This is a genomic window from Streptomyces sp. NRRL F-5755, from assembly GCF_001279365.1.
In the GTDB taxonomy this organism is placed as follows: domain Bacteria; phylum Actinomycetota; class Actinomycetes; order Streptomycetales; family Streptomycetaceae; genus Streptomyces; species Streptomyces rimosus.
Window position 1 is genome coordinate 66,701 of record NZ_LGCW01000137.1, and the last position, 20,002, is coordinate 86,702.

Annotated in this window: 19 protein-coding genes and 1 riboswitch; of the genes, 10 read left to right on the plus strand and 9 right to left on the minus strand. The window is 70.1% G+C overall.

Going from position 1 to position 20,002, the window contains the following annotated elements:
- Positions 1-240: 240 nt before the first annotated feature.
- Both ADK86_RS15245 and ADK86_RS15250 read left to right on the plus strand, forming a co-directional pair.
- Entirely contained in the window at positions 241-1,497 is a 1,257-nt protein-coding gene (locus ADK86_RS15245; RefSeq protein WP_053697073.1) for an MFS transporter, read from the plus strand.
- A 166-nt stretch (positions 1,498-1,663) separates the two neighbouring features.
- A complete protein-coding gene (locus tag ADK86_RS15250; protein WP_003978915.1) occupies positions 1,664-2,092 on the plus strand; it encodes a GlcG/HbpS family heme-binding protein in 429 nt (142 codons plus the stop codon).
- Here the strand turns inward: ADK86_RS15250 and ADK86_RS15255 are convergent.
- Complete coding sequence (locus ADK86_RS15255; RefSeq protein ID WP_053697074.1) at positions 2,085-2,633, minus strand: hypothetical protein; 549 nt, start codon at positions 2,631-2,633, stop codon at positions 2,085-2,087. The two genes, ADK86_RS15250 and ADK86_RS15255, sit on opposite strands and share 8 nt — an antisense overlap.
- A gap of 257 nt (positions 2,634-2,890) precedes the next feature.
- On the opposite strand from ADK86_RS15255, the gene ADK86_RS15260 reads away from it, so the two are divergent.
- The 3 genes from ADK86_RS15260 (at position 2,891) to ADK86_RS15270 (ending at position 7,256) form a co-directional block, all read left to right on the plus strand.
- The gene (locus tag ADK86_RS15260; protein ID WP_053697075.1) at positions 2,891-3,523 is read left to right on the plus strand and encodes an HAD family hydrolase; all 633 of its coding nucleotides are present in this window, start codon (positions 2,891-2,893) and stop codon (positions 3,521-3,523) included.
- Positions 3,524-4,415: 892 nt separating this feature from the next.
- On the plus strand, positions 4,416-5,966 hold the full coding sequence (locus tag ADK86_RS40850; RefSeq protein ID WP_420718851.1) for a globin domain-containing protein: 1,551 nt from the start codon (positions 4,416-4,418) through the stop codon (positions 5,964-5,966).
- A 177-nt stretch (positions 5,967-6,143) separates the two neighbouring features.
- Entirely contained in the window at positions 6,144-7,256 is a 1,113-nt protein-coding gene (locus ADK86_RS15270; RefSeq protein ID WP_420718852.1) for a pyridoxamine 5'-phosphate oxidase family protein, read from the plus strand.
- A 90-nt stretch (positions 7,257-7,346) separates the two neighbouring features.
- On the opposite strand, the gene ADK86_RS15275 is transcribed toward ADK86_RS15270, so the two are convergent.
- The 5 genes from ADK86_RS15275 to ADK86_RS15295 all read right to left on the minus strand — a co-directional run bounded on the left by ADK86_RS15275 (position 7,347) and on the right by ADK86_RS15295 (position 11,633).
- Positions 7,347-7,826 carry an NUDIX domain-containing protein gene (locus ADK86_RS15275; RefSeq protein ID WP_030599099.1) on the minus strand — a complete coding sequence of 160 codons (480 nt, stop codon included), beginning with the start codon at positions 7,824-7,826 and terminating at the stop codon, positions 7,347-7,349.
- Positions 7,827-8,115: 289 nt separating this feature from the next.
- Entirely contained in the window at positions 8,116-9,012 is an 897-nt protein-coding gene (locus ADK86_RS15280) for a LysR family transcriptional regulator (RefSeq protein WP_053697077.1), read from the minus strand.
- Positions 9,013-9,278: 266 nt separating this feature from the next.
- Complete coding sequence (locus tag ADK86_RS15285; protein ID WP_053697078.1) at positions 9,279-10,439, minus strand: cystathionine gamma-lyase; 1,161 nt, start codon at positions 10,437-10,439, stop codon at positions 9,279-9,281.
- A gap of 43 nt (positions 10,440-10,482) precedes the next feature.
- Positions 10,483-11,037, minus strand: coding sequence for a low molecular weight protein-tyrosine-phosphatase (locus tag ADK86_RS15290; RefSeq protein WP_053697090.1), 555 nt, complete (start codon positions 11,035-11,037; stop codon positions 10,483-10,485).
- 215 nt (positions 11,038-11,252) lie between these two features.
- Positions 11,253-11,633 (minus strand): phage holin family protein, encoded by a 381-nt coding sequence (locus ADK86_RS15295; protein WP_053697079.1) that lies wholly within the window; start codon positions 11,631-11,633, stop codon positions 11,253-11,255.
- 48 nt (positions 11,634-11,681) lie between these two features.
- Here ADK86_RS15295 and ADK86_RS15300 point away from each other — a divergent pair, with 48 nt between their 5' ends.
- The 4 genes from ADK86_RS15300 to ADK86_RS15315 all read left to right on the plus strand — a co-directional run bounded on the left by ADK86_RS15300 (position 11,682) and on the right by ADK86_RS15315 (position 14,270).
- The gene (locus ADK86_RS15300; protein ID WP_030599091.1) at positions 11,682-11,999 is read left to right on the plus strand and encodes a cupin domain-containing protein; all 318 of its coding nucleotides are present in this window, start codon (positions 11,682-11,684) and stop codon (positions 11,997-11,999) included.
- 252 nt (positions 12,000-12,251) lie between these two features.
- On the plus strand, positions 12,252-12,476 hold the full coding sequence (locus tag ADK86_RS15305; RefSeq protein ID WP_003978926.1) for a DUF5326 family protein: 225 nt from the start codon (positions 12,252-12,254) through the stop codon (positions 12,474-12,476).
- A 493-nt stretch (positions 12,477-12,969) separates the two neighbouring features.
- Positions 12,970-13,740 carry an IclR family transcriptional regulator gene (locus ADK86_RS15310; RefSeq protein WP_053697080.1) on the plus strand — a complete coding sequence of 257 codons (771 nt, stop codon included), beginning with the start codon at positions 12,970-12,972 and terminating at the stop codon, positions 13,738-13,740.
- Between the two features lie 104 nt (positions 13,741-13,844).
- Positions 13,845-14,270: an SsgA family sporulation/cell division regulator gene (locus ADK86_RS15315; protein ID WP_031017252.1), complete on the plus strand. Its 426-nt coding sequence runs from the start codon at positions 13,845-13,847 to the stop codon at positions 14,268-14,270.
- A 110-nt stretch (positions 14,271-14,380) separates the two neighbouring features.
- Here ADK86_RS15315 and ADK86_RS15320 read toward each other — a convergent pair whose 3' ends face one another.
- Positions 14,381-15,937 carry a YibE/F family protein gene (locus ADK86_RS15320; protein WP_078952055.1) on the minus strand — a complete coding sequence of 519 codons (1,557 nt, stop codon included), beginning with the start codon at positions 15,935-15,937 and terminating at the stop codon, positions 14,381-14,383.
- A gap of 71 nt (positions 15,938-16,008) precedes the next feature.
- Positions 16,009-16,166, plus strand: a riboswitch (TPP riboswitch).
- On the opposite strand from ADK86_RS15320, the gene thiC reads away from it, so the two are divergent.
- A complete protein-coding gene (gene thiC / locus ADK86_RS15330) occupies positions 16,160-17,941 on the plus strand; it encodes a phosphomethylpyrimidine synthase ThiC (protein WP_030599086.1) in 1,782 nt (593 codons plus the stop codon). (Overlaps the previous riboswitch by 7 nt.)
- 56 nt (positions 17,942-17,997) lie before the next feature.
- Here thiC and ADK86_RS15335 read toward each other — a convergent pair whose 3' ends face one another.
- Positions 17,998-18,645 carry a class I SAM-dependent methyltransferase gene (locus ADK86_RS15335; protein WP_053697083.1) on the minus strand — a complete coding sequence of 216 codons (648 nt, stop codon included), beginning with the start codon at positions 18,643-18,645 and terminating at the stop codon, positions 17,998-18,000.
- A gap of 223 nt (positions 18,646-18,868) precedes the next feature.
- Complete coding sequence (locus ADK86_RS15340; protein WP_053697084.1) at positions 18,869-19,768, minus strand: Bro-N domain-containing protein; 900 nt, start codon at positions 19,766-19,768, stop codon at positions 18,869-18,871.
- Between the last annotated feature and the right edge of the window lie 234 nt (positions 19,769-20,002).

The window sequence follows — 20,002 nt, forward strand, 5'->3', positions numbered from 1 at the left end:
TGTGCCCGTCCGTCGTCCGCTCCTGGCTTGCCTGCCGGTCCCGCCGCTCGGGCTGCTGTGTCCGCTGCCGGTCCTGCTTCGGCGCCTGCCGGGTCTGCTGCGTCATCGAGGGACCTCCTTACAGGTCGTACGAACCAGGATAGGACACGAACGAAATAGCCCGCGCTTGCAAGTAACCCGCGTCTGCAATTATTGTCGACGCTCGTTAAGGCTGGCTGCAATCGTTTGAAGGGATCCGTCATGCCTCTCGCCCTCCTGGCGCTCACCATCGGCGCCTTCGGGATCGGGATGACCGAGTTCGCGGTGATGGGGCTGCTGCCCGACGTGGCCGCCGGCTTCGGCGTCTCCATCCCGCTGGCCGGGTACGCGACCACGCTCTACGCGCTCGGCGTGGTCGTCGGCGCCCCGCTGATGACCGCCCTCGGCACCCGGATGACCCGCAAGCAGATGCTGATGCTGCTGATGGGGCTGTTCGTGGTGGGGAACCTGCTCACCGCCGTGGCGCCGGTCTTCGCGGTGATGCTCGCCGGGCGGATCGTTTCGTCCTTCGCCCACGGGGCGTTCTTCGGCATCGGATCACTGGTGGCCGCGGATCTCGTCGCCCCGCACAAGCGGGCCGGCGCCATCTCGATGATGTTCGCCGGCCTGACCGTCGCCAACGTCGTGGGCGTACCGACCGGCACCCTGCTCGCCCAGCAGATCAACTGGCGCGCCACCTTCGTCGCCATCGCCGTCCTGGGCGTGCTCGGCCTGCTCGGCGTCGCCAAGCTGGTGCCCGCGCAGCGCGTCCGGGCGGCGGCGCCGATGGGCCAGGAGATCGCGGCCTTCCGCAACCCGCAGGTCGGGCTCGCGATGCTGATGACCGTCCTCGGCTTCGGCGGCGTCTTCGCGGCCGTCACCTACCTCGCCTCGATGATGACCGAGGTCACCGGCTTCGCGGCGTCGTCCGTCATCTGGCTCACGGCCGTCTTCGGCCTGGGCATGGTGGCCGGCAACCTGATCTCGGGTCGGTTCACCGACCGCTACATGATGCCGATGCTGTACGTGTCCCTGGTCGGCCTCGCGCTCTCGCTGGCCGCGTTCAGCCTCGTCGCGCACCACAAGGCCCTCGCGACCGTCACCATCGCCCTCATCGGCGCCTTCGGCTTCGCGACCGTACCGCCGCTGCAGAAGCGGATCATGGACCAGGCGTCGGCCGCGCCCACGCTGGCCTCGGTCGGCAACATCGCGGCCTTCAACTTCGGCAACGCGCTGGCCGCCTGGCTGGGCGGGATCGTCATCGCGGCCGGGCTCGGGCTGACCGCGCCGAACTGGGTCGGTGTGGGGATGACCGTCCTGGCGCTGGGCGTCGCGGTCGTTGCCGGGGCGCTGGAGCGGAGGGGGAGCCGGGGCGGTCCGGACGGCCTGGGCGCCCGTAACGGCCGGATCGTGGCCACAGGGGCCGGCAAGGGCGCGGACGGCGTCGAAGAGGGGGCTGCGGCGGCGGTACGCGGCTGAGCCCGGCCGGCCACGGCACCTCCGTACGGGCCCAGCCACCCGACCAACTCCCGGGCCGACCAGCCCAATACTCGGCCCCCACACCTACCAGGACTCCCGAGCCGAGCCCCTGGCAACCGCTCGGAACCACGGACAAACACCACCAGTTCACCTAGGAGCACCACTCATGAGCACCACCCCCTCCGTTCGCCCCCTCACCACTCGCGACGCGGACGCCCTCATCGACGCCGCCCGCCGCGCTGCCGACGACCTCGGTGTGCGGGGCAGCGTCACCGTCCTGGACGCGGGCGGCCACCTGCTCGGCTTCCGGCGCGACGACACCGCCGTGCTGATTTCCGGCGAGACCAGCACCCGTAAGGCGTACACCGCCCTGCAACTGGACGCGCCGACCGCCGACCTCGTCGACGCCGTACGGCCCGACGGCCTCTTCCACACCCTGCCCACCGCGCTCGACCGCCCGCTGCTGTTCATCGCGGGTGGCGTGCCCGTCCACCGGGACGGGCGGCTGATCGGCGCCATCGGCGTCGGCGGCGGCGCCCCGGAGCAGGACGACCGCATCGCCCGGACGGCCATCGAGGCGGCGGGCCTCAACTGACGGCACCACTCGGGCGCTTACGTGCCCGTTCGCGGACCTCGGCCGACTGCGCGGCGCGCAGTCGGCTGCCGCGTTTGGTGGGGCCCCACGGCTTGAGTACGGAGATCGCGGTGACGAAGAAGTACGTGGCCGTGGCAACGGAAGGGGCGGCCACCATGCTCAGCCCGGTGTCCGGGGTGCCGGCCACGGCATCGGCGGCGAGCCGGTCGATCCCCGGGCGCAGGGAGAAGGCCGTCAGCAGTACGGTCGCCAGGGTCAGCCAGAACTTGACGACGATCCAGCGGTGGCGGGCCAGGCCCCAGGGCGTGCCCAACGAGACGATCAGCCCACTGGCCAGCGTCAGCACTGCCACCGGTATGAGCAGCCAGTCGCTGAAGATCTTCATGGCGCGGTAGGCGGCCACGGTGGTGTCCGGCGATCCCGAGGCGTATCCGGTCACGCTGAGCGTGAGCAGGCCGAGCGTGAGCCCGAGCCAGCCGACGGAGACCGCGACATGCACGACGAGATGGGCCCGGCGCGCGGGCCGGCTGAGCTGTTTCATGGGACCCACGGTCGCGTCCGGTGGGCTGCGCGGCATCTGACGGCGGGAGTATCCGGTCGTACTCGGGCCCGAGTAGGCGAGGGCGGTCGGTGCGTACGAGGGGGACGGCGCGTACGTGACGGGTCGGGCGTGCGAGGTGGCGCGGCGCGTACGAGATGTGCGGTCCGTGGCTGAGCCGTGCCCGGACTGTGCTGCGTGAGTGAGTGGTGTGACGTACGGGACGCAGGGGGGGGGCTCCGCGTCCTAGGCTCACCGGTATGGGGAAGCTGCATCTTTTCGACATGGACGGGACGCTGCTCCACGGCTCCGCCGCCTCCATCGAGATATCCCGGCACCTCGGGCTGGACCGGGAGATAGCCGAGCTGGAGCGTGCCTTCATCGCCCGTGAGGTGACGCCGGTGCGCTTCGCGGAGCTGGCGTGCGAACTGTGGTCGGAGCTGACCGAGGAAGTGGTCGCGGCGGCCTTCGACGGGGCTCCGTGGCTGGACGGCATCCAAGAGGTATGGGCCGATATCCGGGCGCGGGGCGAACGGTGCGCGGTGATTTCCCTGTCGCCGGGGTTCTTCGTGGAGCGGCTGACGGTCTGGGGAGCGGACGCCGCGCACGGCTCGCGCTGGCCCGCGCTGCCTTTTCGGGATCCGGTGGAACCGGACGGGATACTTTCCCCGTCTGCAAAGGTGAGGATTGCGGATGAACTGTGCGCCGGGTTCGGACTGGAACGGGCCGACTGCGTGGCGTACGGCGATTCCCTGTCCGACACCGCTCTGTTCGCGGCCGTCCCCGCATCCGTCGCGGTGAATGCGGACCACCATGTCAGCGGGCTGGCCTCGTATGCGTACGAGGGTCGTGATCTGCGCGAGGCGTACGCGCTGGTGCGGGCCGCCGGGTAATTCCCGCCTGCCCGCGGCCGATTCGTACGCCATGCCCGATGAATTGTGTTCTGTGGGAAGGATCGCGTAAAACGCAGGGCCGGAGGAAGTGTTTCCGGTTCAGGGGTTGTGTATTCAAGTACTGCGGGTATGGTCTAGTCCGGTCGTACGAGAGAGATCTCGCGTACCTCGGGAGGACGTCCGCGAGCCGGTGACCGTACGGTCCCAGCGGGCCGCAAAGCCCGCCAGCCTAGTGGCAACACGCCGCGCAGCGCCCGGGTTTCCGGCGGTTCGCCCGGTGCGCCACGGCCGGATGGCATGCTGCCGACACGGTGCCGGAAAGGGTGCCGGAGGAACTGAGATGTGTCCGCTTTGGAGGGTGTTGCCGGAACAGCTCCGACCGATTGAGAATTCCGACGGGGCGCGGGAATTCCGGGCAGATTCCGAACTGCGGAAGTGCGAAGGCGATCGTTAGACGTTCGAGGCGAGGCAGACCATGGACGCTCCGACCACCACGTCGGCCGATAACGGCTCTTCTGGCGGCAGCAGTGGCGATTGGGGATGGTTCACTCCGTCGAAGAAGTCCCCCGAAGATCAACAGGAACCTGCGGAAGGCCGGGACGGCGGGAACAGCCGGGACGGCGAAGGGAGCGGCCACGGTCGGCACGGTGGTCGTGACGAGCGGTACGCCGGAAATGGCCGTAACGGTGGCGGCGGTGCCGCCGATGCTCGTGACGCTTCCGAAGGGCGTGCCGGACCGTATGCCGGTAACGAATCCGACGGCCACACCGCCTGGAATTCCCGTAACGCGTACGGACAGTTGGGCGGCGGCGACAGTACGGCGGGCGGTCATCCCGTACATGGCGATGCCGTACGCGGTGGCGGGCGCGATGAGCACGACAACCGGGCACGGATGCCCAGCCGGCCGGTCAGCTCCGTAAGGCCCGTGGGCACGGCAGCGGAACGCGAACGGGCGCCGGAGCACACGGGTGATCACGGCCCCGGGGGTGCGTCCGATCAGATACCTGGGCGCGGTGGTGAGAACGTACCTGGGCGTGGGGGCGAGAACGTACCTGGGCGCGGGCCCGTGGGCATGCCCGGGCCCGGCGACGAGGGCATACGCGGGCGCGCGGCCGAGGGGGCCTGGGACGGGGGCATGGCAGGGGCTGGGGCCCTTTCCCCCCTTCCCCCTGCCCACCCGCCCGCCTCCACCTCCGCCTCCGCCCCCACTTCGGCCTTCGCCCCCGACTCCACTTCGGCCTTCGCCACCGCCTCGGGCTCCGCGCAGGCGAGCGCGACCGCATCGTCGTCGGGGCGCCCCGGCGACTCTGCCGACGTGGTGATCATCCGGCGGACTCTGGACGAGGTCGAGCCCGTGGCGGACAAGGTCACCTCGTACTTCTACGCGCTGCTGTTCGTGCGCCATCCCGATCTGCGGGCGCTCTTTCCCGCCGCGATGGACACCCAACGCGACCGGTTGTTCAAGGCGTTGCTCACCTCCGTCCAGAACGTCGACGACACGGCCTACCTCACCGAGTACCTCTCCCATCTCGGTCGCGGGCACCGGAAGTACGGCACCCTGCCCGAGCACTACCCGGCTGTCGGCGAATGCCTGATCACCGCACTCGCCCGCTATGCCCCCACCACCTGGGGCCCGGAGTCCGAAGCCGCCTGGGTGCGGGCGTACACCAAGATTTCGCAGATCATGATCGACGCGGCTGCCGAGGACGAGTTGGTGGCCCCCGCCTGGTGGCAGGCCGAGGTCGTCTCGCACGAGCTGCGTACACCGGACATCGCGGTCGTGACCGTACGACCGGACCAGCCGTACCCCTTCCTCGCCGGTCAGTACACCAGTGTCGAAACTCCCTGGTGGCCGCGTGTGTGGCGGCACTACTCCTTTGCCGCGGCACCCCGCTCCGACGGCCTGCTCTCCTTTCATGTGAAAGCCGTGCCGGCCGGGTGGGTTTCCAACGCCATGGTCCATCGCGCCCGCCCCGGCGATGTCATCCGGCTCGGTCCCCCATCCGGTTCCATGACCGTAGACCACACCACTGACAACGGCCTGCTGTGCCTCGGCGGCGGTACGGGCATCGCTCCGATCAAAGCCCTGATCGAGGACGTCGCCGAGCGGGGGTACCGGCGCCCCATGGAGGTCTTCTACGGCGCCCGCAGCGACCACGACCTCTACGACCTGGACACGATGCTGCGGCTGGAACAGAGCCACCCGTGGCTGTCCGTGCGCACGGTCGTGGCCCTCGGCCGGGGCGGCGGGCCGCGTAACAGCCTCAGTGGTCAACTCCCGGACGCGGTGCGCCAGTACGGGCCTTGGTGGGAATATGACGCCTACTTGTCCGGGCCGCCCGGAATGATCCGAAACGGCGTGGACGCGTTGGTGGGGGTCGGTATTCCCTCCGACCGCATACGGCACGACTCCGTGGAAGAGCTGGTCGCGGCGGGAGATTGAGCATTGACGACACATGGTGAGTACGGCTTGGCGGCACAGGGTGGAGACGGCTTGACGGCCTACGGAGAGCTTCAGGCGGCCAGGGTGCCGAGGGTGACGGCCGAAGCCGGGGGGAGGAAGGGGACGCTTGGGGCGGCTGATGCCGTCGGTGCGGATGGGGGTGCCGGCGAGGTTGGTATGGCTGGGGGTCCCGGCGGGGCTGGTACGCCTGGTGGTGCGTCCGGGGCGTTCGATGCGTACGGGCTGGCCGGGCCAGGTGGGGGCGCGGAGCCCGGCACGGGCGTACGGGGAGCACGGCCGGGCAGCGACGGTGAGCACCTGGTGCAGCAGCGGATGGGCACGACCGAACGCGCCGACCGCTTCTACGACGACCAGGTGCTGGACCATCTCAACCCGCGGATGCGGGAGTTCGTGGGCCGCCAGGAGATGTTCTTCCTGGCGACGGCCGACCGGCACGGCGAGTGCGACTCCACGTTCCGGGCCGGGCCGCCCGGGTTCGTCCAGGTCCTGGACGAGCGCACGATCGCGTACCCGGAGTACCGCGGCAACGGCGTCATGGCGTCGATCGGCAACATCGAGGAGAACCCGCACCTCGGCATCCTGATGATCGACTTCACCCGTGACCGCATCGGGCTGCACGTCAACGGCCGGGCGCGGGTGGTCATGGACGACGAGATGCGGGAGCGGCACCCGTACCTGCCCGTCGATCCGGTACCTGGCCGGCGCGCGCAGCTGTGGGTCGAGGTCGCGGTTGAGGAAACGTATATCCACTGCGCCAAGCACATCCCGCACCTGCAGAAGGTGCCCCGGCAGGCGAGCGGGTCCCGCGCCTGGGGAACGGATGACGCCAAGCGCAAAGGCGGGGACTTCTTCGGAGCGGCGGCGGAGGCGGCTTCTCGCAGGGAGACCGAAGCGCCGAGGGAGCCCGAAGCGCCGGGGGAAGCCGGAGCGCGGAGGGGGCCCGAAGACAGGCGCGGGACCCAAGCGCCGAGGGAGATCGAAGCGCGGCAGGACCTGCCTCCAAGAGGTGAGGCGGCGCGCCCCGAGCCCGGCAGCCGTCGGGAGGCCGGCAGCCGCCAAGCACCGGCCGGCCGCCAAGCACCTGGTAGCCGTCAAGCACCCGGCAGCCGCCAGGAGACCGCATCCCGCCGCCCTCCGCTCAGCCCCCGACCGCGATCCCGTGAGGTCCGGGAGGAAGTGGAACGCGAGGTCGAGCGGGTGCTCGCGCGGGCGCGGAACCGGGGACCGGAGGACGGCTCGGACGACGAGTTCCGGGGCTGGTTCGGGTAGGTCGGGGCGGGACGACTACGAGTACGGGACCGGTGCGACTGGCCCGGCCGCACCGCTACGGGGGCCCCGCCAGAGCACCGAACCGCCTCCTCACCCGAGATCAGGCGCATGCATCGCCCGAACCCCCTCGATGTTGCCGTCGAGGTAGTGGCGCAGTGACAGCGGGACGACCTCGGCGGAGGCGATGCCCACGCGCGTGAACGGTACACGCACGATTTCGTACTGGCCGCAGGGCTCCTCCACCTCCGGGCCGTGCCGCAGGGAGGGGTCCATGGATTCCAGCCGGCAGACGAAGAAGTGCTGCACCTTGACGCCGTCCACCCCGCCGTCACTGATGTGCTCGACCGTGTCCACGAAGACCGGGACGACATCGGTGACCTTGGCGCCCAGTTCCTCGTGGAGTTCGCGGTGCAGGGCATCGACGACCGTGGCGTCCTCCGGTTCGACGCCGCCGCCGGGAGTGATCCAGTACGGGGCCCGGCCCGGCTTGGTTCGCTTGATCAGGACGATGTCCGCACCGTCGAGCAGGATCGCGCGGGCGGTGCGTTTGACGACTGGCCGTACGGTCATACGGGACAGATGCCGCAGCAGGGGCGCGGTGAAACCACCGTCCCACCAGTCCGTCGCGACGCGGGCGAGACGCGGTCCGGCCGTGGGCCGGAGAGCGGCCCGGACAGCGGCCCGGCACCCGGAGCGCCGGCTTCCGGCCTGCCGACCAGCATCAACCCCCGTAGCGGCGCTCGTGACCCCCGCACCCTTGACCCCCGCACCCGTGACATCCACAGCCGTACCCGCACCGACTCCGAGTACCCGATCCAACCCCGATTACCCGCATCGGCTTCGACCGCTCGACCCCCCTTCACCACTCCACCGCCGCCCGCAGCAGCCACTCATGCGGGCGCGCGATGTGCGGCAGCGCCAGTGTGCCTGCCCGGGTGGCCAGAAAGTACGTGCGCAGGGGCGGTACGGGGGGATCGAGGAGGGCGATGATCTCGCCGCTGTCGAGCGCCTCGGCGCACAGGTAGCGGGGCAGTACCGCCAGGCCGGCGCCTGCCGTCACACACGCCAGTACCGCCCGTAGGTCCGAGGCGATGACGGTGGCGGAGGCCGCGGGCGGGGTGTCGAAGACGGCGGTCCAGTAGCGGGAGACCAGCGGCAGGCTCTCGTGGACCTCGACGAGCGGTACGGGGGCGAGCGCGCGCACGCCCTTGGCCCGGACGGCCGCCGGGCCGCCGAGGCGCGCGGCCCAGCGGGGCGCGGCTATCAGGACGTGCTCCTCGTCGCACAGCGGCGTCGCGGTGAGCAGGGCGCCGCGGGGCCGGATGGTGGTGATCGCGAGGTCGTGGTGGCCGTCGGCGAGGCCGGACAGCAGCTCGTCCGCGGAGCCGAAGGCGGTGCGTACGCAAAGCCCTTGGTCTATGAGCGGGGTGAGGGCCGGTAACGCGCGCTGGGAGGTGAATTCCGGCGGCCCGGCGAGGTGCAGCGTACGGATGGCGGACTCCTCGTCGAGCCCGGCTTCGGTGATCTCGGTGAGCGCGTCCAGGTGGGGCGCCACCTTGTGGGCGAGTTCCTCGCCGACGGTGGTGGGGGTGACGCCGCGGGCCTTGCGGAGGAAGAGCGGTCGGCCCAACTGCCGCTCCAGACTGCGTATCTGGCTGGTCACGGCGGGCTGGGAGAGGCCCAGCAGGGCGGCGGCGCGGGTGAAGGAGCCCGCTCGGTGCACCGTGACGAACGTGCGTAATAAGGCAAGGTCCATGCGTACCTCCTTCCGCTCCGGCACCGCCGGGGCCCGCCCAACTATAAATTTGTCGATAGGGCTGTGTCGTCAGCGTGATTGGACACTGACGCTGAGTCAACTAGCCTTGTCTGCGCGGTTCGTAGTGCCGAGAACCGGGGCTGGCAGGGTGCCGAGGGGGGATACCCTGCCAGCCTGCTTTACGTAGCGGCATTGGTACGGACCGGGAGGGGCGAGGACCGGCCGCACGGCCCGAACCCGTCGGACGCGGGTTCCCGGAGGCCGTGTCAGCTGCTTCCCGTGCCCCGGCCCGACGCGCGGTCCGCGTCCAGCGCCGCGTCCAGCGCCGCCATCACATCCGCAATCAGGTCCGCCGGCTCCTCCACGCCGACCGAGAAGCGGATGAAACCTTCCGGCACCGCGTCGCCGCCCCATCGCCCGCGCCGCTCCGCGGCGGACCGTACGCCGCCGAAGCTGGTCGCGTCGTCCACGAGGGTCAGCGCCGCCAGGAAGCGTTCCGCGTGGGCGCGGTCGGGCAGCGTGAAGGAGACCACGGAGCCGAAGCGGTCCGCGCGCATCTGCCGTACGGCCTGCTCGTGCGCGGGGTCGGACGGCAGCCCGGGGTGCCGCAGGCCCGTGACCTCGGGGCGTTCGCGCAGTGCCGTCGCGAGCGCGAGCGCCCCGGCGGACTGCTGGCGCACCCGCAGGGCGAGCGTGGCGAGCGAACGGTGGGCCAGCCACGCTTCCATGGGGCCGGGGATCGCGCCGACGGTTTTGCGCCACATCCGTACGGAGTCGGCGAGCGCCGGGTCGCGGGTGGTGACGTAGCCGAGGAGCACGTCGCCGTGGCCGGTCAGCGCCTTGGTGCCACTGGCCACCGAGAAGTCGGCGCCGAGATCCAGGGGGCGCTGGCCGAGCGGGGTGGCCAGCGTGTTGTCGACGGCGACCAGGGCGCCGCGCGCGTGCGCGGCCTCGGCCAGCCGCCGGATGTCGCAGACGTCCAGGCCGGGGTTGGAGGGCGTCTCGATCCACAGCAGCCGGGCACCGTCGAGCACGCCGAGCTGCGCGTCGCCCGCGGTGGGCGCCGTACGGACCTCGATGCCGTAGCTCTCCAAGCGCGCGCGTACGGCGGGCAGCAGCTGATAGCCGTCGTCGGGGAGTACGACGACGTCGCCGTTGCGCAGGCAGGAGAAGAGGACGGCGGAGATGGCAGCCATACCGGAGGCGAAGGTCACGGTGTGTGCGGCGGCGTCCGGGGACTCCAGTTCGCCGATGGCCGCCTCCAGCCGGGTCCAGGTGGGGTTGGAATCGCGGCCGTAGGTGTACGGGCCGGTGGCGTCGCCGGGCAGGTGGTAGTGCGCGGCGAAGACCGGGCCGGGGAGGGACGGTTCGTACGCCTCGGCCGCCGGGAGTCCGGCCCGTACGGCCCGTGTGCTGTCGCCTGTCATGCGCTTGTCTCCTTGTGAATACGGGCCTGACGGGGCTCCGGCCTTACGGCGCGTCCTCCGCGGCGACCGGGACGCCCACGGCGGCAACCGGGGCGCCTACAGGAGCCGTCGTGCCCCGCGGCGCCTCCCCGATGACCTGTCCCCGCGCGGCGAGCGCGTCCCGTACCGCCGTAAGCAGCCCTTCGCTCGCGGCCTCGACCATCTCCAGGCATTCCTCGAACCCTGCCATACCGCCGTAATACGGGTCGGGCACGTCCAGATCGTGGGAGCGCGGGGCCGGGCCGTCGGAGATCACGGCCGGGTCGTACGAGCGCAGCAGCCGCACCTTGGCGGCGTCCTGGGCGGTGGGTGCCAGCCGCCGCAGCGCGCGCAGGTGCCCGCCGTCCAGCGCGATCACGAGGTCGAGCCGGCCGAACCAGTCGGCCTGGAACTGCCGGGCGCTGTGGTCCTCCTCGTAACCGGCGGCATGCAGGACGGCGACGGTGCGCGGGTCCGCGCCGTCCCCCTCGTGCCAGCCGCCGGTGCCGGCGCTGTCCACCTCGACCAGCCCGTCGAGTCCGGCCTCCTCGACGCGCGCGCGGAAGACGGCCTCGGCCATCGGAGAGCGGCAGATGTTGCCGGTGCAGACGAAGCAGACGCGGTACGGGGAGGTGGCGGCGGCCGCCTGAAGGCGGGCCGAGGCATCCCGTACCGCTGACGGCGACGGCTTTCGCGACGGCGTCGATGCCGATGTCGTCAGGGATGCCGGGCCGGTTATCGGGGAGTGCATGTATCGGTCCTGTCGTTTCGTGATCGCCGTATCGGTACCGGGGCTCAGTCCCGGTCGTCGGGCAGCACCACGTGCAGCGCCCAGGAGACGATCGAAATGATCACGCCGCCCAGTACGGCGGTCCAAAAACCCTCCACATGGAAGGCGAGGTGGAACTTGTCCGCCAGCCATGATGTGAGCAGCAGCATCAGCGCGTTGATCACGAGCGTGATCAGGCCGAGGGTGAGGATGAAGAGGGGGAAGGACAGCAGCTTCACCACGGGTTTGACGACGAAGTTCACCACGCCGAAGATCAGCGCGACCAGGACCAGCGTCAGCGCCTTGCGACCGGTGTTCTCCCCGGTGAGCGTGATGTTCTTCAACAGCCAGATGGCCACGGCAAGCGCCGCGGCATTGGCGATCGTCTTGACCACGAAATTCTTCATGGTGAGATCGTCGCAGACGAGACGGACTCTTCGAGGGGTGCCAAGGGCATGAAGGCTTTCAGGCTCGACGAACTGGAGGCGGAGCGGGCCGCGAACGACGGCGCGTATCTGCAGTTCCTGCGGGAACGGAACATGTCGGTCGGGCTCTACGCACTCGACGCGGGCAGCGTCGACCCGCAGCAGCCGCACCAACAGGACGAGGTGTACCTGGTGGTCAGCGGGCGGGCGGCGATCACCGTCGGCATGGAGACGACCTCGGTGGCGCGCGGCAGCGTGGTCTACGTGCCCGCCGGAGTGCCGCACAAGTTCCACCACATCAGCGAGGACCTGCGGGTCATGGTGGTCTTTTCTCCGCCCGAAAGCTGAGGCGGGCCCCCGGGGACCCGTAAGGGACGGTTCAGGGGAGGGCCGGGGACGCGCGGCGTCCGTTCCGCCGTGCCCCGCCCTAGCATCGATGGTGCAGGGGGGAACAGAGCTTCGGGCCCCTCGCCCGCGGCAACGGGCACGCACTACGGATGCGGGACGTTGAACAGGTCCACGGACCGCGGACCGCGTGATCAAGGCATCACATCGGCACAGCGACATACGCGCAGACGACGCAGAAAGCAGGGCAGAGCAATGGCCGGCAAGGGGACGTTCGCAGGACTTCCGTGGTGGGTGACGTGGGTCGTGGTGCCCGTCGTCCTGCTGGTGGTGTTCGGCAGCCTGATCGCCAGCGCGGTCGGGTTCCTGATCGGCCTGCTCTTCAAGGTCCTCATCGCGGTGGCGCTGATCGCCGGTGTCGTCTACCTGGTGCGCAGGCTGACCGGCTCCTCGTCGTCCTCCTCGCGGAGCGAGTGGTGACGGAGGCCGCCGGAACGGCCGGGCGGTACGCCGGGGGCCGGGCCCGGGCCTGAGTCCGCCGGGCGGGGCGTGGCCCCGCTTCCGGTGGGCGGGCCTGTCTCCGTTGCCGCACCGGGCGGTACGTCCGCTCTCCCGTCCCCTCCACCGCCCCAAGCTGTACGCCCCGCTCCTCCTGGGAGCGGGGCGTTTGCCTTTCCGGGCGGGGCCCGCTGCGGTCAGGCGCGTCCTGCCTTGTTTCGCCCCGCCCCCTGCCCGGCCTCCGCGGCCTGGGCAACCTCGCGAACCAATCGCCCTGCTGTCCCCAGCGGCCAAGCTAGAGTGCCGTTCGCAGGCGTCTTCCGGATGGTGACGTTCCGGAAAACAACGTGTCAGGCACGGCTGGACCGGGCGTCGACGACGGGGCCCCTGGGAGACGCGGTCGCAGCGGGAGCGACTCCCGCCGTCGGGGCCGACCCGCGCCCCGGCGTCCCGATCAGGGGGGTTGGCGTTGGCAATGGCGAACGGCGAATCCGTCTCGCACCCGACATTGATCGGCTCGGTCCAGCGGGCGCTGCGTCTGTTGGAGGCGGTGGGCGCGCATCCCGCCGGTGCGCCCGCCAAACAGCTGGCCAGAGAGGCGGGGTTACCGCTTCCCACGACGTACCACCTGCTGCGGACCCTGACGCACGAGGGCTACCTGCGGCGCGAGAACGGGGTGTTCGTCTACGGCGAGGCCGCCGGCACCATCGGGCGGGCGGGCGCCGAGTGCCGTCGCCGTGCCGAGATCGCGGACGCGCTGGCGGTCGCGGGCAAACGGCTCGACGCCGCGGTCTACTTCGCCGTCTACCGGGAGGGCGAGGTGGAGGTGGTGGCCACCACCGATGATCAGCGGCGGCCGCCGGTGGAGGAGTGGGCGGACTTTCGTACGACGGCTCACGCGCACGCGATCGGCCAGTGCCTGCTGGCGCAGCTCGACGAGCAGGCCAGGAAGGACCATTTGGCGCGGTATCCGGTGCAGCCGTTGACGCCGTACTCGGTGCGTTCCGAGGACGACCTGCTGCACCGGCTGGACAGTGTGCGCCGCGCCCAAGTCGCCTATGAACAACAGGAATATGCCTTGGGCACAGTATGCTCGGCGATTCCCATCCAGGTCGGTTCGGCGGCCGCGACCATGGCGATTTCCCTTCCCGCGAGGGACGCTCAGCGGCTACACTGCGTCACCGATCGACTACGCAGAATGGCGGAGGCGACACTCACGACACTCGCCTTCTCTATCAGTATCTGAAAAATCACTCCTTGTGATCCGCTTGCACGTGACCGACGATGGCGTCAATGGGGCCAAGAGGGACGATTCCTGGCCATCTCCGACCAAGTACGGGGCAGAGGTTGATGACCGACACAGTTCAGGCAGAAGTGATCATGAGTTTCCTCGTGTCCGAGGAGCTCGCTTTCCGTATTCCGGTGGAGCTGTTCTTCGATTCCGCGGACCCCTATGCGGTCAGCTTCACCTTCGATCTCCCCGGCGATACGCCCGTGACCTGGGCGTTCAGCCGGGAGCTGCTGCTCGACGGGCTCAGCAAGCCGTCCGGTGAGGGCGATGTGCGCATCGGGCCCGCCTCCTCCGAGCACCTCAGCGATGTCTTCATCGGCCTCCAGGTGGGCGATGAACGCGCGATGTTCCGCGCCGGTGCCCCGCCGCTGGTCGCCTTCCTCGACCGTACGGACCGACTGGTGCCGATCGGGGAGGAAGAGGTGTGCGACACGCTCGACTCGACGTTGGACCGCATTCTTTCGGAGGCGCAGAAGGCGGGATGAACGGCGGCCGGCGGGCCGGGCGGCTCAGCGCGTCGGCGGGCCGTTGCCGGCCGCCCGGCTCCGTGCGCCCATGCGCCCGCGGGCCGTTGCCGGCCGCCTGCCCGGCCGGTTCAGCGCGCGCGCCGCCGCTTGCCGTGCCCACCGCGTACGGACCGCCGGCCCGAGCCGCTCCGCCCCGTACCCACGCCCCCTACGCCCTCGCCCGCCCCCGTAAGACCGGAACCCCGCCCCGCGCCAGGTGTAACGGCACCCCCGGCGCCCCGGTCCGCCGAGACGACCAGCGCGGCCAGCAGCGTGGTCAGCGGTACGGACGCGACCAGCCCGATGCTGCCCACCAGCGTCCGTACGATCTCCTCGGCGACCACCTCGCTCGTGGCGACCGTACCGACACTGCTCTGTGCGATCGAGAACAGCAAAAGCAGCGGCAGCGCGGCGCCCGCGTAGGCGAGCACCAGCGTGTTCACGACGGACGCGATGTGATCACGCCCGATCCGCATCGCCGACGAGTACAGCTTGCGCCAGCCCGCCGACGGGTCCGCCTCCTTCAGCTCCCACACCGCGGCGGTCTGCGTCACGGTCACATCGTCCAGCACGCCCAGCGAACCGATGATGATGCCCGCCAGCAGCAGGCCGCGGATCTCGATGTCCGGGTACAGGCCGTGCACCAGCCCGGTCTGGTCGTCGGTGTTGCCGGTCAGCAGCGCCCACCCGATGAAGAGCGAGCCGAGCAGGCCGATGAGCAGCAGGGAGACGAGCGTGCCCAGGACGGCGACGGACGTACGGGCCGTCAGGCCGTGGCACATGTAGAGGGCGACGAGCATGATCGCGCTGCCTCCGACCACAGCGACCAGCAGGGGATTGGAGCCCTGGAGGATGGCGGGGAGGATGAACAGCGTCAGGACCGCGAAGCTCACGACCAGCGCGACGAGCGCGAGCACGCCGCGCAGCCGTCCGACGACGACCACGGCTGCCGCGAAGATGGCGGCAAGTACCCACATCGGTACGGTCCGGTCCACATCCGTGACCGAATACTGCAGGTCTTTGGGCGCCTTGGGCGCATACGCGACCACGACTCCCTGACCGGCCTTGTAGTGGCGGGTGGCGTCCGGCGTCACGATCGACTCGAACCGCCGTCCGGTGTCCTTGCCGGTCGTCACCTCGATGACCGCCCGCTCGCAGTGCTGGGGCCGCTGGGGGCCCGCGGGCGAGGACGGTTGCTGCTGCGAAGGTTGCTGTTGCTGCTGGGCGTGGACGTCCGCACAGTTCACCTCCTCCACCTTCACCACCTTCGCCTTCTCGGTCGGCTGGTCGAAACCGACACCGGACGGCTTGTGGCCGGGCGCCCCGCCCGGCCACAGCACGACCAGTCCGGCCAGGACCGCGACGGCGAAGGGAATCAGCACGGCGGCGATGACCTTGCGCAGATGACGGGAGACGGGCGCGGCCGGGGCATGGCCGTGGGCATGGCTGTGCCCATGGCCGGAGGCGTGCCGGTGGGCGTGGGCACCGTCCCCGGGCGCGGCCGGTCCGGGGGCGTGAACGCCGTCCCCGGCGGCGCCGGTCCCACGGCCGTCACCCGGCACGGCGTGCCGCGGATCGGTGCCGTGCCCGTGCGGCTGACCTGAAGCGTGGTGGTGCGCGGAGTGCGAGGGCTCGTTGCTGGTCACCGCCCGATCATCGCAAGAACCGGCAGGGCCCCCTGTTCACCGCGCCACACCGGCCGCTACCGTGGTGGCACCTTTGCAATCGCGGGAGCTCGGAGCACCGGGCTGAGAGGGCGCTGAACTCCGTACGGGACGGCCGGCCGACGCCGGGACGCCGCCACGGGAACCGCTGCGTCGACCGCCGAACCTGTTACCGGGTAATGCCGGCGTAGGGAGTGGGTCTTCATGACTCTGCAGGATGCACGCACGCCCGAAAACGGCCGGGGCTCCGCCAAGGAGATCGGCTGGCACAAGGGCTACCTCAGCGGATCGCGGCCCGACCTGCGGGTCCCGGTCCGCCGTGTGCACCTCACCAACGGCAAGGACGTGACGCTCTACGACACGTCCGGACCGTACACCGATCCCCACATCGAAACGGACGTCCGCCGCGGCCTCGCGCCGCTGCGGGAGAACTGGATCATCAGCCGAGGAGACACCGAGGAGTACGCGGGCCGGCCGCCCCGCCCCGAGGACGACGGCCTCAAGCACACCTCGCCGCGCGGCGGCCTGAAGAACCTCGACGCGGTCTTCCCCGGCCGCCCCCGGCAGCCGCGCCGGGGCCGGGGCGGTGCCGCGGTCACCCAGCTCGCGTACGCGCGGCGCGGCGAGATCACGGCGGAGATGGAGTACGTCGCGATCCGCGAGAACGTCTCCCCCGAGTTCGTACGGGACGAGATCGCGGCCGGCCGGGCCGTGCTGCCCGCCAACGTCAACCACCCGGAGATCGAGCCGATGATCATCGGCAAGAACTTCCTGGTGAAGGTCAACGCGAACATCGGCAACTCCGCCGTCACCTCCTCGATCGAGGAGGAGGTGGAGAAGATGACCTGGGCGACCCGCTGGGGCGCCGACACGGTCATGGACCTGTCCACCGGCCGCAACATCCACACCACCCGTGAGTGGGTGCTGCGCAACTCCCCCGTCCCCATCGGCACCGTCCCCCTCTACCAGGCACTGGAGAAGGTGGACGGCAAGGCCGAGGAGCTGACCTGGGAGATCTACAAGGACACCGTCATCGAACAGGCCGAGCAGGGCGTGGACTACATGACCGTCCACGCGGGCGTCCTGCTGCGCTACGTGCCGCTGACGGCCCGCCGCAAGACCGGCATCGTCTCGCGCGGCGGCTCGATCATGGCGGCGTGGTGCCTGGCGCACCACAAGGAGTCGTTCCTCTACACCCACTTCGAGGAACTCTGCGACATCCTCGCCTCCTACGACGTCACCTACTCCCTCGGCGACGGCCTGCGCCCCGGCTCCATCGCGGACGCCAACGACGACGCGCAGTTCGCGGAGCTGCACACGCTCGGCGAGCTGAACTCGATCGCCAAGCGGCACAACGTGCAGACGATGATCGAGGGCCCGGGACACGTCCCGATGCACAAGATCAAGGAGAACGTCGACCTCCAGCAGGAGATCTGCGAAGAGGCCCCGTTCTACACGCTGGGCCCGCTGACCACCGACATCGCGCCCGCCTACGACCACATCACCTCGGGCATCGGCGCGGCGATGATCGCGTGGTGGGGCACCGCGATGCTGTGCTACGTCACGCCCAAGGAGCACCTGGGCCTGCCGGACCGGGACGACGTGAAGACCGGCGTCATCACCTACAAGATCGCGGCCCACGCGGCGGACCTGGCCAAGGGGCACCCGGGCGCCCAGGAATGGGACGACGCCCTGTCCGACGCGCGCTTCGAGTTCCGGTGGGAGGACCAGTTCAACCTGGCCCTCGACCCGGACACGGCCCGCGCCTTCCACGACGAGACGCTGCCGGCGGAGCCGGCGAAGACCGCCCACTTCTGCTCCATGTGCGGCCCGAAGTTCTGCTCCATGAAGATCAGCAGGAGCATCACGGAGCAGTTCGGCGGCGAGGACGGCGCGTCCCCGGAGGAGGTCGAGGCGGGGATGCTGGAGAAGTCGAAGGAGTTCGCGGCGAGCGGGAACAGGGTGTACCTGCCGATGGCGGACTGAGTGACGTACGGGAGGCCCCGCGGGCCCGGGGCCTCCCGTATCCACGTAGGCGCTGACTAGCCTTTACGGGCGAGCAGATGAACCTCACGGAACTGCCGCCGGTCGGTCGGCTGGGGCTCGCGCACCATCCGGGCCACCTCCGCCAACCCGGCCGTGCGCAGCAGCCCGGCGAGGTGATCGGGCCACCACCGGTAGGCCGGCGCGACCGCGTGATCGAAGACCTGCGTCGGGCACGACGCATCCTCGCTCGCCGAGAAGCCGATCAGAAGGTGGCCGCCAGGGGCCAGCACACGGTGGAACTCCGCCAGGATGGCGGGCACTTCCTGCGGCGGAGTGTGAATCATGGACCAACGCGACAGTACGCCGCCCAGGGCTCCGTCGGCGATGTCCAACGCGGCCATCGAGCCCACATCGAACCGCAGGCCCGCATAGTGCTGCCGAGCCAGCTCGATCATCGCGGCAGAAGCATCGACGCCGAACGCCGCCAACCCCAGCTCGCCCAGATAAGCAGTGACATGGCCGGGCCCACACCCCAGATCCGCGACCTGACCGCCCCCGTTCGTGCTCACGACTTCGGCGAAGACGCCCAAGGCCGCGCGAGCCAGAGGGCTTTCACGCAGCGAGTCGCGGAACAATTGCGCGTAGGTGGTGGCGGCGGCGTCGTAGGCGTCGCGGGTTGTGGTGAGGGAATCGTGGTCGGGCATGGGGGTGACAGTACTTTTTTTTGGGGGGTGGGTGGGAGGGGGCGGGGGGCTCGCGAAAGTCTCATGTTCGTTATCCACAGGGAGTGACCTGCGAACTTGCGTAAGACGTCTGGCCCATAGACGGTTCACGCGAGACTGTCGGAGCGGTCTCCACGGTTGTCCACAGGCTGGCGTGAGCCCGGAAGCCTGGACGTCGTGCGACGACGGACAGGCCCGTAGCCGGTCAGCGGCGCAACGTGTACATCGGCGCTCCGTCGGACCCGACCCCGACCTGGCGGAAGCACCCCCGTTTGAGCAGCATCCGCAGCGAGTCGTGTACGCGGTGTTCGGTGAGGCCGGTCCGCTGGGCGATCACCCGCAACGGGTAGCTCGCGACTGCCGAGTTGACGAGCGCGGGGGCCAGGTAGGCCGCTACGGCCCAGATGTCCCCGGTGACGACCAACTGGCCTTCCTTCCAGTCGGCGAGCAGTTCGTCGGCTGTCAAACTGGCCTGCTCACCCGGGGGTTGGGCGCCCGCATCGAGCTTGTCCGCGATGCGGTCCAGCGAGTCGGCGATCCGGCCGAACAACCGCATCTCCTGGCGCCGCAGGTCGGCGTACTCCTCGTCCACGCGGAGGTTGCGCTCCTCCAAGCGGACGATGGCGTCGGCGACCTCCGCGGGCATGGCGTAGGCCATCGGGGCACTGGGGCCCGGCAGGGGGGCCTCGGCCTTCCGCAGGCTGTATGAGCCCTCGCGCTGGATCGTGACGATGACCTCGGACACCCATTTCTTGAACGGGAGGCACGAGGGCTTGGTGCAGCCGTTCACCAACAGGACCAAGCCCTGAAGGTCCACCATCTGCAAGTCTCGGCGCCACCCCCGACCTGCGGGAACGCCGCAACTATGACTCCCAGTCACTGTCTTGAGCAACTCTCGTCGCCCCTCCGGAACGTGATCCAGAAGGGCCTTTCGGGTGGTCGTGTAGCCCAGTTCCCGACAGATATCCGCTGCGGGAAACCAGTGCTCCCCGTTGGGCAGCGTGATCCTTCGTACGCGTGCTCCTGTTGCCGCGTACACGAAGTCGGCGACATCCATGGCCTCCTGCCGGGGCTCATGACGCGCCGGTGTGTCGTATTCGCTCATCACGAATCACCTCCCCCCCCAAACGTAAGGCCCCCCCCCCCCAACCCCGCCCCGATAAACCGCATTTCACCCCATCGGGGCGGACAGCCACATACCACGGGGGCCCGGCACCAGGCCGGGCCCCCGCGGGCTGATCAGTGGGCGCTATTCAGGGTGGTGATCCGGTCCCCCGTAGTCGGGGCTGGTGAAGTCCGGGCTGGTGAAGCGGGGTCGGGGACTGGCGGGGGGGGCGCC